Origin of the sequence: Stenotrophomonas sp. SXG-1 (genome assembly GCF_014083965.1) — a bacterium.
Lineage (GTDB): Bacteria > Pseudomonadota > Gammaproteobacteria > Xanthomonadales > Xanthomonadaceae > Stenotrophomonas > Stenotrophomonas geniculata.
The window spans coordinates 1,157,987-1,171,880 of the sequence record NZ_CP046588.1; the positions used below are offsets into that span (position 1 = coordinate 1,157,987).

General features: G+C 66.9%; 14 protein-coding genes. 9 read left to right on the top strand and 5 right to left on the bottom strand.

Translation table 11 applies throughout. From position 1 onward, the window contains the following. Positions 1–5 precede the first annotated feature (5 nt). The 5 genes from GOC52_RS05290 to GOC52_RS05310 form a co-directional block, all read right to left on the bottom strand. Positions 6–260 (bottom strand): c-type cytochrome, encoded by a 255-nt coding sequence (locus GOC52_RS05290; protein WP_049480174.1) that lies wholly within the window; start codon positions 258–260, stop codon positions 6–8. Positions 261–330: 70 nt separating this feature from the next. Beyond that, positions 331–1,194, bottom strand: a complete 864-nt coding sequence (locus tag GOC52_RS05295) for a sugar phosphate isomerase/epimerase family protein (RefSeq protein WP_010483479.1) — start codon at positions 1,192–1,194, stop codon at positions 331–333. A gap of 19 nt (positions 1,195–1,213) precedes the next feature. Beyond that, positions 1,214–2,338 carry a Gfo/Idh/MocA family protein gene (locus GOC52_RS05300; RefSeq protein ID WP_054171206.1) on the bottom strand — a complete coding sequence of 375 codons (1,125 nt, stop codon included), beginning with the start codon at positions 2,336–2,338 and terminating at the stop codon, positions 1,214–1,216. Between the two features lie 12 nt (positions 2,339–2,350). Then, the gene (locus tag GOC52_RS05305) at positions 2,351–3,568 is read right to left on the bottom strand and encodes an MFS transporter (RefSeq protein WP_019337061.1); all 1,218 of its coding nucleotides are present in this window, start codon (positions 3,566–3,568) and stop codon (positions 2,351–2,353) included. Positions 3,569–3,595: 27 nt separating this feature from the next. Next, positions 3,596–4,648, bottom strand: coding sequence for a sugar phosphate isomerase/epimerase family protein (locus GOC52_RS05310; RefSeq protein WP_010483474.1), 1,053 nt, complete (start codon positions 4,646–4,648; stop codon positions 3,596–3,598). 95 nt (positions 4,649–4,743) lie between these two features. On the opposite strand from GOC52_RS05310, the gene GOC52_RS05315 reads away from it, so the two are divergent. The 9 genes from GOC52_RS05315 (at position 4,744) to GOC52_RS05355 (ending at position 13,799) form a co-directional block, all read left to right on the top strand. Further along, positions 4,744–5,751: a LacI family DNA-binding transcriptional regulator gene (locus tag GOC52_RS05315; protein WP_010483472.1), complete on the top strand. Its 1,008-nt coding sequence runs from the start codon at positions 4,744–4,746 to the stop codon at positions 5,749–5,751. Between the two features lie 145 nt (positions 5,752–5,896). Continuing rightward, positions 5,897–6,949, top strand: coding sequence for a sensor domain-containing diguanylate cyclase (locus GOC52_RS05320; protein WP_191850828.1), 1,053 nt, complete (start codon positions 5,897–5,899; stop codon positions 6,947–6,949). A 118-nt stretch (positions 6,950–7,067) separates the two neighbouring features. After that, on the top strand, positions 7,068–8,093 hold the full coding sequence (locus GOC52_RS05325; protein WP_049455581.1) for an AI-2E family transporter: 1,026 nt from the start codon (positions 7,068–7,070) through the stop codon (positions 8,091–8,093). 162 nt (positions 8,094–8,255) lie between these two features. Then, positions 8,256–9,998: a GGDEF domain-containing protein gene (locus GOC52_RS05330; protein ID WP_191850831.1), complete on the top strand. Its 1,743-nt coding sequence runs from the start codon at positions 8,256–8,258 to the stop codon at positions 9,996–9,998. A 229-nt stretch (positions 9,999–10,227) separates the two neighbouring features. After that, positions 10,228–10,659, top strand: coding sequence for a pyridoxamine 5'-phosphate oxidase family protein (locus tag GOC52_RS05335; RefSeq protein ID WP_029379872.1), 432 nt, complete (start codon positions 10,228–10,230; stop codon positions 10,657–10,659). Positions 10,660–10,753: 94 nt separating this feature from the next. Beyond that, positions 10,754–11,338, top strand: coding sequence for an NMCC_0638 family (lipo)protein (locus tag GOC52_RS05340; RefSeq protein ID WP_191850833.1), 585 nt, complete (start codon positions 10,754–10,756; stop codon positions 11,336–11,338). 184 nt (positions 11,339–11,522) lie between these two features. Further along, positions 11,523–11,990, top strand: a complete 468-nt coding sequence (locus GOC52_RS05345) for a DUF2975 domain-containing protein (RefSeq protein ID WP_010483460.1) — start codon at positions 11,523–11,525, stop codon at positions 11,988–11,990. After that, complete coding sequence (locus tag GOC52_RS05350) at positions 11,990–12,214, top strand: helix-turn-helix domain-containing protein (RefSeq protein WP_010483459.1); 225 nt, start codon at positions 11,990–11,992, stop codon at positions 12,212–12,214. The genes GOC52_RS05345 and GOC52_RS05350 overlap by 1 nt, the downstream gene beginning before the upstream one ends. Positions 12,215–12,257: 43 nt before the next feature. Beyond that, on the top strand, positions 12,258–13,799 hold the full coding sequence (locus tag GOC52_RS05355) for a TerC family protein (protein ID WP_019337054.1): 1,542 nt from the start codon (positions 12,258–12,260) through the stop codon (positions 13,797–13,799). Positions 13,800–13,894: the final 95 nt, after the last annotated feature.

Sequence of the window (13,894 nt, forward strand, 5' to 3'; positions counted from 1 at the left end):
ACCCGCTATTTCGCCAGGTAGCTGGCGATGTCATCGATTTCCTGTTGCGACAGTTGCGGGAAGGGCGGCATCAATCCGCCGCCCTTCCTGATCTTGTCCTTGATCTGCGCGGGCTGCAGTCGTTTGCTGATGTCGGTGAGCGCGGGAAACGCGCCCGGCATGCCAGCGCGATCGGCACCGTGGCAGGCCGTGCAGTTTGCGCTGTAGAGCTTCGCACCGGCCGCAGGATCGTCCTTGCACCAGGCCGTGGTCGCAAGCATCGCGCCGCACAGGACCGCGGTCAGGGTGAAGCTCAATTTCAGGCGAGTGTTCAAGCGAGGCTCCTTCGCATCAGCGCGGTGCGCGAGCAGGTTGGTCGATGGCCAGGTGTTCACGCAGGTAGTCCGCGCCGGTCTGGATGACCTTGGCCGGGTTGCGCGGCTGGTCGTGCTCGATGATGTACCAGTGCACGCCCGCGGCGGCCGCGGCTGGCAGGATCGCGTTCCAGTCCAGTACGCCCTGGCCGACGGCGGCGAATCCGCCTTCGTCTTCAGCCTGGCCCTTGGGTGCATTGTCCTTGGCGTGCACCGCGAACACGCGATCACGGAATTTTCCCAGCATCACGGCCGGGTCCAGGCCCGCACGTGCGACCCAGGCCAGGTCCAGCTCGGTCTGCAGGTCGGGGCCGGCCGCTGCGAACAGCAGCTCCAGTCCGGTGCTGCCATCGAAGTCGACCAGCTCGAAGTCGTGGTTGTGATAGGCCAGGCGCATGCCCTTGGCTCGTACCTGTTTCGCGATCCTGCCCAGCTCCTGGCCCAGTGCGGTCCAGCCCGCGGCGTCTGTCGGCCGATCCTTCGCATCCAGGTACGGCACCACCAGCGTGGTGTTGCCGATCGACCGGTTGAACGTCACCACGCCGTCCAGATCATTGCGCAGCTCGGCCAGCGGCACATGCGACGAAACCGCCTTGATCGAATACCGGTCCAGCAGCCGCTTGAGCTCCGCAGCGCTGGCGTTCTGCGTGCCGACCGTCTCCACTGCGTGCACACCGGCGTCGTGGACGATCTTCAGCTGCTGGTCGAGCGACCCGGCGTTGCGCAGGGTATACATCTGCACCGCGATCGGTTTCTGCGTGCTGGCGGCTTCGTCCGCGAAAGCGGGCAGGGTGGCGAACAGCAGGATGAGACTTGCACTTCTACGGAAAAGAGCTTTCATCAACAGATCCTCCCGGGATTCAACCGATGGTGGTCCAGGCACGCGACCTGGCCGATGCAATGACACGGTCAACGATCTGCGCCGAGCGCAGGCCGTCCTCGAAGGTCGGCAGGCCCTGCGGCCGCTCGCCTTCAATGGCGCGATAGGTGTCGGCGACAAACGCCTCGAAACACTGGGCGTAGCCCTGTGCATGCCCGGCCGGCAGCACGGAAAGGCGGCGCTGATCGTCACTGCCGGCACCGGGGCCGCGTACGAAGATCTTCTCGCGCTGGTCGGGCAGGCCGATCCACAGTCGTTCGGCATCCTCCTGGTTGAAGGCCACACTGGCCTTGGCGCCATCGATCTCGAACCAGAGGCGGTTGTGGCGTCCGGCCGAGACCTGGCTGACCGTCAATGACGCCAGCGTGCCGGCGCCGGTCCTGAACATCGCCGCAGCCACGTCTTCGCTGGTGACGGCCTGCATCGTGCTGGCGGCCGTTGGCGTGCTGAAGCTCTGCCCGCTGACGGCGCCGCGCTCGGCGATTACCGTGGAGAACGCCGCGCTGACCTCGGCGAAACGCTCGCCGCTGATCCATTCCACCAGGTCGCACCAGTGCGAACCAATGTCGGCGAACACGCGAGAAGTGCCCCCCAACGCAGGGTCCACGCGCCAGTTGTTGCTGGCCGGGTCCAGCAGCCAGTCCTGCAGGTAGCTGCCGTGGATCAGGTGCAACGGCCCCAGATCGCCCTGGGCGATGCGTGCGCGCGCCTCGCGGACCACGGGGTGGTAGCGGTAGACGAAGGGTACCGTGGCCACAAGGCCGCGCGAGGCCGCCAGCGCAGCCAACGCCTGTGCATCTTCCAGCGAGGTGGCCAGCGGCTTCTCGCAGATCACGTGCTTGCCGGCTTCCAGCGCAGCCTGGGCCATCGCGCGGTGCAGGTGATTGGGCGTGCAGACGTGCACGACCTGCACCTGCGGGTCGGTGATCACCTCCTCGATATCCCGATAGGCACGCGCGACATTCCAGGACTGCGCTGCCTCATGTGAACGCTGCGGTGACGAGGCGGCCACGCCGCGTACCTCGGCACCCGCCAGCAGTGCCGCACGACGATGCACTGCGCCGATCATGCCGGCGCCGACGATGGCGATTCCAAGCTTGGGCATCGACTGGGATCCTCAGGGCGTGGAGGGCGCGGCCGTGGCCGCCGGCCGGTCGCGGAACAGCAGCAGGAAGGCGACCAGCACCACCAGTGCAACGCCTGCCGGGAACAGCCAGATCTGCTGCCAGTCGGGGCCGGCCGCAGTGGTGAAGTGCTCCACCACCGCGCCGGACAGGAAGGTGCCGATCAGCATGCCCACGCCGTAGGTGGCCAGGGTGATGAACCCCTGCGCGCTGCTGCGCGCGGCGGGACCGGCATGTGCATCGGTGTAGATCTGGCCGGTGACGAAGAAGAAGTCGTAGCAGATGCCGTGCAGCACGATGCCGATCACCAGCAGGGAGAAACCGCCGCCCGCATCGCCGAAGGCAAACATGGCGTAGCGCACCACCCACGCGGCCATGCCCACCGCCAGCATCGTCTTCACCCCCAGCCGGACGAACAGGAACGGCATGGCCAGCATCAGCAGCACTTCGGAGACCTGGCCCAGCGACTGCAGGCCCGCGGCGCCGCGCACGCCCAGGTCGTTGAGGTACGGGTTGGTGAAGTTGTAATAGAACGACAGCGGGATACAGATGGCGATGGATGCCAGGAAGAACACCAGATAGGCGCGCGACTTCAGCAGCCGCAGCGAATCCAGGCCGAGGATCTGCCCGAGGCCGGCATCGCGCTGCTGCGCCAGCGGCGGCGTGTGCGGCAGGGTGAAGGCATACAGGCCCAGCAGCAGTGATGCCAGCGCCGCCATCCGGAACGTCAGTTCAAGCCGATGCGCCTGTTCCCAGCCCAGCCAGCCGATCAGCACACCGGCCACGATCCAGCCGACGCTGCCGGCCACGCGCACCAGCGGGAACTGCTTCTCCGGCGACTGCATGTGCCGCATCGCCACGCTGTTGGCCAGTGCCAGCGTCGGCATGAACAGCAGCATGTAGCCCATCACGCAGGCGGAGAACGTGCTGAAGCTGTCTGCTGTGGAGGCCAGCCACAGCAGCACCGCACCGGCCAGGTGCAGCACCGCCAGGATGCGCTGCGCGGCGAAGTAGCGATCCGCGATCAGGCCGACCAGGAACGGCGCGACGATGGCGCCGATGGACTGGCTGAGGAACGCCGTCGCCACCTGGCTGGCGCTGGCCTGCAGCGGGCCCTGCACCAGATAGGTACCCAGGGTGACGAACCACGCCCCCCAGATGAAGAACTGTAGAAACATCATCGCGCCCAAGCGCGACATGGCGTGCGTCATGGCTTGCCCTCCCGGGGCGGTGTCGGCTCAGATTCCCAGCATGCGGTGCAGTGATCCGGCGTCCGTGCCGCTGTCGGCAAAGTCGTCGAAGGCGCGCTCGGTCACGCGGATGATGTGGTCGCGGATGAAGGCGGCGCCCTCGCGTGCGCCGTCTTCCGGGTGCTTCAGGCAGCACTCCCATTCCAGTACCGCCCATCCGGGGAAGTCGTACTGGGCGAACTTGGAGAAGATCGCCTTGAAGTCGATCTGGCCGTCGCCGAGTGAACGGAACCGGCCCGGGCGATCGATCCAGTCCTGGTAGCCGCCATACACGCCACTGCAGGCGCTGGCGCGGTACTCCGCGTCCTTGACGTGGAAGATGCCGATGCGCGCGTGGTAGCGATCGATGAACCCCAGATAGTCCATCTGCTGCAGCAGCAGGTGGCTGGGGTCGTACAGGATCTTCGCGCGCGGGTGGTGATCAACCACGTCGAGGAAGCGCTCGAAGGTCGCACCGTCGTGCAGGTCCTCCCCCGGGTGGATCTCGAAGCACAGGTCCACGCCGCAGGCGTCATACGCATCGAGGATGGGGCGCCAGCGGCGGCCGAGTTCGGCGAAGGCTTCTTCCACCAGGCCGGGCGGGCGCTGCGGCCAGGGATAGAAGTAGGGCCAGGCCAGTGCGCCGGAGAAGGTGGCGTGTGCGGTCAGTCCCAGCCGCTGGCTGGCCTTGGCTGCCAGCAGCAGCTGCTCCACTGCCCAGGCCTGGCGCGCGGACGGGTCGCCGCGCTTTTCCGGCGGTGCGAATCCGTCGAACAGGCTGTCATAGGCGGGATGGACGGCGACCAGCTGCCCCTGCAGGTGGGTGGACAGTTCGGTGATCTGTACGCCATGCCCGGCCAGCATGCCGGCAAGGTCGTCGCAGTACGCCTGGCTGCGTGCGGCCTCGGCCAGGTCGAACAGGTGGGGCGCGCTGGTCGGCACTTGTACGCCAGAATAGCCCAGGCCTGCGGCCCAGCCGGCCAGCGTGTCCAGCCGATCAAAAGGAGCTGTGTCGCCGATGAACTGCGCCAGGAACAGCGCTGGACCCTTGAGCGTCTTCAACGTGATTCGCCCTCGATGCAATCGATTGCATTATCCTAGCAGGGGCTCACGCAGGACCTGTTGTGCAGTGCACAGCGGGCAGGAGATTTAACGCCATGGCCACCATCTACGACATCGCAAAGCACGTCGGCGTCTCCGCAGGCACAGTGTCGCGGGCGCTTTCGCGGCCGGACAAAGTCCTGCCGACGACCCGCGCGCGTATCGAGCAAGCTGCCGCCGCGCTGGGCTATGTGCCCAACACGGTGGCCCGCACGCTCAAGACCCAGCGCAGCGGCAAGATCCTGGTCACCGTCCCGGACATCGCCAATCCGTTCTTCGCCCAGATCCTGCAGGGTGCGGAGGACGCCGCGCAGGCCGTTGGCTATGCGGTGCTGCTGGGCGATACCCAGCATCAACCGGATCGCGAGGAGCGCTATGCGCAGATGCTCCGGCGCAACGAGGCCGACGGCATGATCGTGCTGGGCCATCGGCTGCCACCGACGGCGCGCGAGATTGTCCAGCAGAGGGGGGCTGCTGCGCCGGTGGTCAACGGCTGCGAGTTCGATCCTTCGCTGGGCATCCCCAGCGTCCACATCGACAATGCCGCCGCCGCGCGCGCGGTGATGGAACACCTGTATGGGCTGGGACACGAACGCATTGCGGTGGTCGGTGGCCCCCCCGACAATCCGCTGCACCAGCAACGGCTGGAAGGGGTGCGGGCAGCCGGCAAGGCGCGTGGACGCCTGCGCCAGCTGAGCATCGTGCCGGGTGACTTTTCGGTGGAGTCCGGCCATGCCGCCGCGATGGCGATGTTGGCCGCCGCGCCGGTACCGACTGCGGTCTTCTGTTTCAGCGACCAGATGGCGCTGGGCACCCTGGCGGCCTGTCGGGAGCTGGGCCTCCGAGTGCCGGAGGATCTGTCCATCGTCGGCTTTGACGACCTGGCCTCCTCGCGCTACCTCACGCCGCCACTGACGACGATCAGACAGCCGATGCGGGAGATTGGTGAGCGCGCGGTCAACCTGCTGCTTGCCATCATCGAACACGTGGATGTGCCGCTGCAGCAGACGCTGGATTTCAGCCTGATGCTGCGGGGTTCGACGGCTGCACCCAGGGCCGGGTGAGGGCAGGGCAGAGCTCGCTGCCTCATGAGTGTCGCCAGATGGCTTCTGCAACCTTGATCCCGAATTGACGCAAAGCTGTCAGACTCACCGCAGGCAGCCCGGCAAGGGCCTTGGTGGCAGCTGCGATCGCTCAAGGGGGTCGGCAATGCCGTTCTTGACGGACTCGACCGAGGTCTCGGTCGAAGGCATCGGCGCGGCACGGCGCATCGGCTGGATGCGTTTCGTGGGCAACGGGTTGGGGGCGATCCCCATTGCTTCGATCATGCTCGAACGCCAGGACGGTGCGCTGGCGTGGCTCCTGCTGCTGCTCAATGCGCTGGCCTGGCCGGCGCTCGCGCTGGTGCTGACCCATCGCTCGCGGCAGCCCGCGGTGGTCCAGTTCCGCTGCATGGTGATCGATTCCTTCTTTGGCGGTGGCTGGATCGCCTTCATGGGGCTCAGCGCGGTGCCCAGTGCGTTGTTCGCCGCGCTGCTGGTCGCCGACAAGATCGCCGCCGGCGGGGTGAAGCTGGCGGTACGGGCCACACTGGCACTGGTAGTGGGGTTCGCGCTCACCTGGTGGGGGCTAGGGTTTCCCTATCAGCCGGTGTCATCGCAGCGCACGATCGTGCTCAGTGTGCCGTTCCTGTTCGTCTACGGCATCGGCCTCAGCATCCTCAGCTGGCAGCTGGCGCGGCGGGTGAAATCGCAGAACCGCCAGTTGAAGCGGCTGAGCCGGATGGACCCGCTGGTGGAGCTGGCCAACCGCAGCTTCCTGATCATCCGCGCGCAGCAGGCACTGGACAAGGCGCAGGGGCAGGGTGGTTTCGCCTGCCTGCTGATGCTTGATGTGGATGACTTCAAGCGCATCAATGACTCGCATGGTCATCGTGCCGGGGACGAAGTGCTGCGCCATATCGCCTCCACCTTGCGCGCCTTCGCCCGGCCCGGCGATACCCCTGCGCGGCTGGGAGGCGACGAGTTCGTCGTGCTGCTGCAGGACTGTGCGCCCATCGATGCGATGCATGTGGCAGAGCGGGTTCGTCTGCAACTTCTGGAAGCAGCACGGCAGGCAACGCCGGGCATCGAGTTCAGCGTCAGCATCGGCATTGCTGCCACGCCGCGGGGCGGCAGCGTCGAGGACTGGCTGGCATTGGCCGACCGCGCGCTCTACCACGCCAAGCGCCAGGGCAAGAACAACGCCAGCTATGGCGAATGAGTCGGCGCGGGCTGCAGCAGTGCTGTCGCAGCACGAGGCCTGATGCCCGTTCATCCTGCACCCGGAATCGTCGTCGCCAATCCTCTACCATGGGCCACCCCGCCCGGACGCGCCGCCCATGCAAGACGCCCTCGTTGCCCAGCCCAAGCCCCCCGTTCCGAGGATCGCGGCCTGGCTGATGATGCTGCTGGGCATGTGGCTGGCGTTGAAGCTGGGCCTGGTGGTGACCCTGCTGTCGGGGCTGCTGGTGTTCCAGCTGACCCACGTGCTGGCGTCGACCGTGGAAGGCAGGCTGCCGCCGGGAAGGGCGCGGGCAATCGCGGTGATCGTGCTGTCGGCGATCATCATCAGCGGACTGGTGCTGGCCGGCATTGGCGTGGCGTCGTTCTTCCGCAACGAGACCGGCGGGCCGGACGCGCTGCTGGCGCGGCTGATGGACATCCTCAATTCTTCGCGCCACCAGGTACCGGCGCTGCTGCAGCCGTATATCCCCGAAGACATGCCGGCGCTGCGTGCGGCGCTGAATGACTGGGCCGCCGAACACCAGCGCCAGCTGGGCGTGGCCGGCACGTCGGTGGTGCAGGTGGGCGTGCGCGTACTGATCGGCATGGTGCTGGGGGCGATGATCGCGCTGTATGACGAACTTCCGCTGCCGAAAATGGGGCCGCTGGCGCAGGAACTGATCGGGCGCACCAGCCGCCTGGCCACCGCGTTCCGCCAGGTGGTGTTCGCGCAGGTGAAGATCTCGCTGCTCAACACCGTGTTCACCGCCATCTTCCTGCTGGGCGTGCTGCCGCTGTTCGGCGTGCATCTGCCGCTGTCCAAGACGCTGGTACTGATCACCTTCATCGCCGGCCTGCTGCCAGTGGTGGGCAACATCATCTCCAACACGATCATCACCATCGTCGCGCTGTCAGTCTCGTTCTACGTGGCCGTGGCCGCGCTGCTGTACCTGATCGTGATCCACAAACTGGAATACTTCCTCAACGCGCGCATCGTCGGCGGTGAAATCCATGCCCGCGCATGGGAGCTGCTGCTGGCCATGCTGGTGATGGAAGCGGCGTTCGGCCTGCCCGGGCTGGTGGCGGCACCGGTGTTCTACGCTTACGTGAAACGCGAACTGGTCGACCAGCGCTGGATCTGACCCGGCGTGACCTGTCGCATCTGACCGGCTGGACGGGGGGCGCCGGCGTTGTCGGCGCGTTCGCGCGCGCTGCGCTATATCCACCCCGGCGGATCGTACGGCGCTGGCTTGGCGCCGCCGGAGCCGCTCGCTACAGTGAGCCGCACTTCAGGGGAATTCTGCATGGCCGGCAAGGCATCGCCCATCAGGTTGCGGACCTGGGTCTGGATCCTGGCTGGGCTGTTCGTGGTGTGCACGCTGCCGTTGATGGCCATCGCCCTGGTCCAGGGCACGCTGCGCTACACCGGCGCCGAAGACAACCTGACCAGCCTGCGCCAGCTGCGGCAGACCTTCGATCTCGCCAACCTGGCTTCGGCCGAGCGCGGTCCGGCCAACAGCCTGCTGGGGGCTGACCCGGCCGACGCCGCCGAACAGGCGCGGCTGGCCGCGCAGCTGGCGGCCGCGCGCAAGCGGGTCGACACCGCCATGCTGCAGCTGGAGACCGTGTTCAAGAACGACCCGGGCGTGCTGGATGAGCGTGGCCTGCTGGCCGACGCGCAACGTCGCCTGCAGTCGGCGCGGGCTGCGGTGGACCGGGTGGTGGCGCAACCGCACGATGCGCGCCGGGTGGAGGCGGTGGAGCGTGCGATCAGTGGCATGTTCGCCGTGGTTGATCGCCTGCACCTGCTGACCTCGGCACAGATCAACGTGCTGGTCAGCGCCGACCGTGAAGCGGCGATTCCGGCGATGCAGGGCCAGGTGCTGATCGATCTTCGCGAACATGGCGGCCGCCTGGCCTCGAACGTGATGGCGCCGGTCGCGGTACCGGGGGCATGGCGCGAGGAGCAGGTACGCGCTGCACTGCAGACCGAGGGCCGCCTGCTGGAGCTGTGGCGGTTGGCGGGTAGCCATGAGTCGGTGTTCCGCAGCGACCCGGAACTGTCATGGCACTGGGACATGGCACGACGGCAGTTCTTCGGCGAATCGCTGCCGATGATCGAGCAGTTGATCGAGGATGGCCGCCGTGGTGTACCACCGCCGTGGACCGCTGCCGAGTTCACCACGCGCTACGTGCCTACCCTGCAGTCGCTGGAAGCCCTGCGTGATGGCTACCTGAGCGTGTCCATCGCCCGCTACGAACGCACCCGCAACCGCGAGGCCATGCGCCTGGCTGTGCTGGTGGCGACCGCGCTGGGCACGCTGGTGGTGCTGGGCGTGGCCCTGCGCATCGCCCACCTGCAGATCCTGCAGCCACTGCTGCAGGCGCAGAAGCAGGTGATCCAGCTCGCCACGGATGCACCTGGCCCGGAGCAGCATGTCACCCATCCGCTGGCCGAGATGCAGCGCCTGTTCGACGCCATCGAAGTACTGCGTGAGAAATCGCGCGAGCGCTCGGCACTGACCAGCGAGCTGCGCCAGCTCGCCGGCACCGACGAGCTGACCGGACTGTTGAACCGGCGCGCACTGGATGAGGTGGTGCAGCAGAGACACGCCGGAGGCGATGCAAGCGCCGTGGTGATCCTGCTGGATGTGGATCGCTTCAAGGCGATCAACGATGGCCATGGCCATGAAGCCGGCGACGAAGTGCTGGTGCAGGTGGCGCAGTTGCTGCAGCACCACCTGCGCCGCAGCGACAGCATCGCCCGCTATGGTGGTGAGGAGTTCCTGGTGCTGCTGGCCGACGGTGATCTGGCCGGTGGCCGCCAGCTGGCCGAGTCATTGCGATTGGCCCTGCAGCAGATGGACATCACGCTGGCCGGCGGCACCGTGCTGCGGGTGACCGCCAGCTTCGGCGTGGCCGAGGGCGGCACCGACGCGCTGGGCTGGCGCACCCTGCTGCGTGCCGCCGATGCGGCCATGTACCGGGCCAAGGCGCAGGGGCGCGATCGGGTACGGGTGGCGGGGGGCGGTCGCATCACGCGCTGATGGCACGCGTCAGCCAATGCGTGCATGCACCCGTCGCAGCGTCTGCAGGATCGCCCGGCGCGCGATGGGGCGTGCAGCTGCTGCAAACGCAGGTGGGGTGGTGAGCAGCGCGTCACGCACGCGCCACGCGCCCTATCTCGTTTTCTGTGAAGAAGCCGACATTGACCTTCCACGCTTCGGTCACCACTCTGCGCAGACGCTGGGATTCCACTTGATGAAGGACGACACCATGACCCAGCTCACACTGCCCGAACTGGCCAAGAAGATGGCCGACATCGATTTCACCATGCTGCAGACCCGCGCCGGCGGAGAAATTGCCGGTCGTCCGATGAGCAACAACGGTGACGTGGACTACGACGGTGACAGCTGGTTCTTCACCACAGAAGACACCGACATGGTGCACGAGATTGAGGCTGACCCCGCCGTTGCGCTGGGTTTTTCCGGCAGCAGGTCACTGCTGGGCAAGCCGCCGTTGTTCGTGCACGTGCAGGGAAGGGCGGCGCTGGTGCGCGATCGCGCTGTGATGCGCGAGCACTGGGTGAAGGATCTTGAGCGCTGGTTCGAGCAGGGCGTGGATACACCGGGGCTGGTACTGATTCACGTGCGCGCCAGCCGCATCCACTATTGGGATGGCGAGGACCAGGGCGAAATGGCAGTCTGACCCGGCAGCGGGAGGCTGGTGGCCATCGCGGCCATTGCGCGGCGCGCCAGGCCTTTGCCATCCTCCCTGCTGTTTTCCGTAGCGTGGAATCCCGATGCGTCCTGCGTTCTTCTGGCTGGCTTTGGCCCTGCTGCCCACCCTGGCGGTGGCGCAACCCGCGCGTACGCCCAAGGCCAAGGCCCCGGCGCAGGATCCCTTCAGCGAGCTGTTCGACACCGCCTGCATGCAGCACATCGGTGCCCCGGCGCGGTTGCAGTCGCTGATGGAATCCAATGGGCTGTCGCCGCTGCAGCCCGCCGAAGCCGCCACGCTGTTGCAGGGGCAATCGGGCGTGGCGTGGATGGTGCCTCTGGCCAGTGGCCGCTATGCGGTGAGCTGGGCTGACGATGGCACGTGTACGGTCTACGCCGAAAAGGCCGACGCAGCGGTCGTGCAGAAGGGATTCGCCCGGTTGGTGCAGGCCGCACCCAAGCCGTTGCAGGTGCGATCGCTGCCAGGGCGTGGGCCACTGTCGGCCGATCAGGTGGCCATCCAGTACGGCTGGACCACGCCGGGGCAGGGCAAGCTGCAGGTGCGCTTCCGCCTGGTCACGCGGCAGGCGGCCGATGCAGGCGTGCAGGCGATGGCCTCGGCGGCCCCGGGCGAAGCGATGCTGGCGCAGGGCGCGCCTGGGCCCTGACAGGGGCCACGCGCGCGATTCAGCCTTTCACGTGGCGTGTGGTATATCGTTTATCGATAAATCCACTCCGGGGCGGCGAGGCCACCCCAATGCCGGAGGCCGCTTGACCGCTCGTCCCGCCCGCGCCAGTCCCGCGCGAGGCCTGTTCACCCTGGCCCAGGCCGCCGTACAGGCCGTCCGGGCGATGTGCTGGCTGGGCATCCTGGCCGCACTGCTGGCCGTGCCGCTGGTCGCCCATGACCGCCGCTGGCTACTCGACAGCGTCCATGATGCCGGTGCTGTTGCCGCGCACGGCAACGACCTGTTCCTGCACTTCTGCCTCGGCCTGGGCGCGATCGTCGCGCTGCTGGTGCTGTGCCTGCTGTTCCTGCGCCATCTGCTGCGGCTGCTGAAGTCGGCGGCGCGCGAGCGGCCGTTCACCCACGCCAACGCGCAGCGCCTGCAACGCATGGCGTGGTTGATGCTGGCGATGGAGCTGCTGTCGATCCTGATCGGCGCTTACGCGGCCTGGATGGGGCCCGACTTCACCTGGATGGAGGTGGGCGGCGGCATGTCGATCACCGGCCTGGTGGCGGTGCTGATGCTGTTCGTGCTGGCGCGCGTGTTCGCCGTGGGCGCAGCGATGCGCGATGACCTCGATGGTGTCATCTGATGGCGATTGTCATCACCCTGGACCGCATGCTGCAGGAACGGGGCATGACCCTGTCCGAGCTGGCTGGGCGCATCGACATCACCCTGGCCAACCTGTCGATCCTGAAAACCGGCAAGGCGCGTGCCATCCGCTTTTCCACCCTGGATGCGATCTGCCGTGAGCTGCAGTGCACGCCCGGTGATCTGCTCGGGCATGACCCGACGCAGGCGCAGGACGCTGACTGAGTGCTTTCCCTTTTTCCCTACCTACTGACGAAACGGACCTGAAATGGAATGGTTGGCTGACCCCTCGATATGGATGGGCCTTGCAACCCTGGTCGTGCTGGAGATCGTTCTCGGCATCGACAACCTGGTGTTCATCGCGATCCTTGCCGACAAGCTTCCGCCGCACCAGCGTGACCGCGCGCGGGTGATCGGCCTGGCGCTGGCCCTGCTGATGCGGCTGGTGCTGCTGGCCGCGCTGGCCTGGATCATGAAGCTGACCGAGCCGCTGTTGACGCTGTTCGACCACAGTTTCTCCGGACGCGACCTGATCCTGCTGGGTGGCGGCCTGTTCCTGCTGTTCAAGGGCACCATGGAACTGCATGAGCGGCTGGAAGGCCGCCAGCACGAGGACAATGGCAAGAAGGTCTACGCCAGCTTCGCGATGGTCGTGGCACAGATCGTGGTACTCGACGCGGTGTTCTCGCTGGACTCGGTGATCACTGCGGTCGGCATGGTCGACAACCTGGGCGTGATGTACGCCGCGGTGACCATCGCGATGGCATTGATGCTGGTGGCCAGCAAGCCGCTGACCCGCTTCGTCAACAAGCATCCCACGGTGGTGGTGCTGTGCCTGGGCTTCCTGCTGATGATCGGTTTCAGCCTGGTGGCCGAGGGCCTGGGCTACAAGATCCCGAAGGGCTACCTGTACGCAGCCATCGCCTTCTCGATCCTGGTCGAGGCATTCAACCAGTGGGTACGTTTCAACCGCGAGCGCAACGAGCGCCGCCAGCCGTTCCGCCAACGTACTGCGGATGCGGTGCTGCGCATGCTGGGCGCGCGCCCGACCAATGGCCACGACGACGAAAGTGCTGACGAACACGTCGATGCCGAAGAGCGCCTGCAGCCGGCCGAGCACGAGATGATCCGCAGCGTGCTGGGGCTGGCGGATCGCCCGGTGTCGAGCGTGATGACTGTGCGCGCCGACGTGCAGTGGATCGACCTGGCGCGTGGACAGGACGACGTGGTGGCACGCCTGGTGGCATCGCCGCACACCCGCCTGCTGGTCGGCGACGGCGACCTGGACAGCCTGCGAGGCGTGGTGCAGAGCCGCGACCTGCTGGCCGACCTGCTGCAGGGCAAGCCGCTGCAGCTGGAAGGCAACCTGCGTGAGCCGCAGTACGTGCTGTCCAGCGCCAGTGCGCTGCAGGCGCTGGAACTGATCCGCCAGCACCCGGTGCCGCTGGCGGTGGCGGTGGACGAGTACGGCAGCGTGGAAGGCCTGGTGACCGCCAACGACCTGTTGGCGGCCATTGCCGGTGACCTGGTCGACACCCAGGACGAGCGCTATGGCGTGGTCGTGCAGGGGGAAGGCCAGTGGGAGGCCGACGGTGCGCTGACCCTGGACGATCTGCAACGCCTGGCGGGCGTATCGCTGCCGCGCAGTGCCGACTACATGACCATCTCCGGCCTGGTGCTGGAGCGCCTGGGACGCCTGCCGGACATCGGTGACGCAGTGGAGATCGCGGATGTACGCATCACCGTACTGGCGATGGAGAAGCGTCGCATTGCCCGCCTGCGCGTGCAGCGCCTCGACGGAATGGCCTGACCCACCTGTTGCTGTAGAGCCGAGCCCATGCTCGGCTGCATGTTGAGAAGCCAAGCACGGGCTCGGCTCTACACAACACGGCCGGCAACCGTCAC

Bases quoted from the DNA above. Each gene is read 5' to 3' on its own strand.
- GOC52_RS05290 (WP_049480174.1), bottom strand. From the start codon at position 260: ATGCTTGCGACCACGGCCTGGTGCAAGGACGATCCTGCGGCCGGTGCG.
- GOC52_RS05295 (WP_010483479.1), bottom strand. From the start codon at position 1,194: ATGAAAGCTCTTTTCCGTAGAAGTGCAAGTCTCATCCTGCTGTTCGCC.
- GOC52_RS05300 (WP_054171206.1), bottom strand. From the start codon at position 2,338: ATGCCCAAGCTTGGAATCGCCATCGTCGGCGCCGGCATGATCGGCGCA.
- GOC52_RS05305 (WP_019337061.1), bottom strand. From the start codon at position 3,568: ATGACGCACGCCATGTCGCGCTTGGGCGCGATGATGTTTCTACAGTTC.
- GOC52_RS05315 (WP_010483472.1), top strand. From the start codon at position 4,744: ATGGCCACCATCTACGACATCGCAAAGCACGTCGGCGTCTCCGCAGGC.
- GOC52_RS05320 (WP_191850828.1), top strand. From the start codon at position 5,897: ATGCCGTTCTTGACGGACTCGACCGAGGTCTCGGTCGAAGGCATCGGC.
- GOC52_RS05325 (WP_049455581.1), top strand. From the start codon at position 7,068: ATGCAAGACGCCCTCGTTGCCCAGCCCAAGCCCCCCGTTCCGAGGATC.
- GOC52_RS05330 (WP_191850831.1), top strand. From the start codon at position 8,256: ATGGCCGGCAAGGCATCGCCCATCAGGTTGCGGACCTGGGTCTGGATC.
- GOC52_RS05335 (WP_029379872.1), top strand. From the start codon at position 10,228: ATGACCCAGCTCACACTGCCCGAACTGGCCAAGAAGATGGCCGACATC.
- GOC52_RS05340 (WP_191850833.1), top strand. From the start codon at position 10,754: ATGCGTCCTGCGTTCTTCTGGCTGGCTTTGGCCCTGCTGCCCACCCTG.
- GOC52_RS05345 (WP_010483460.1), top strand. From the start codon at position 11,523: ATGTGCTGGCTGGGCATCCTGGCCGCACTGCTGGCCGTGCCGCTGGTC.
- GOC52_RS05350 (WP_010483459.1), top strand. From the start codon at position 11,990: ATGGCGATTGTCATCACCCTGGACCGCATGCTGCAGGAACGGGGCATG.
- GOC52_RS05355 (WP_019337054.1), top strand. From the start codon at position 12,258: ATGGAATGGTTGGCTGACCCCTCGATATGGATGGGCCTTGCAACCCTG.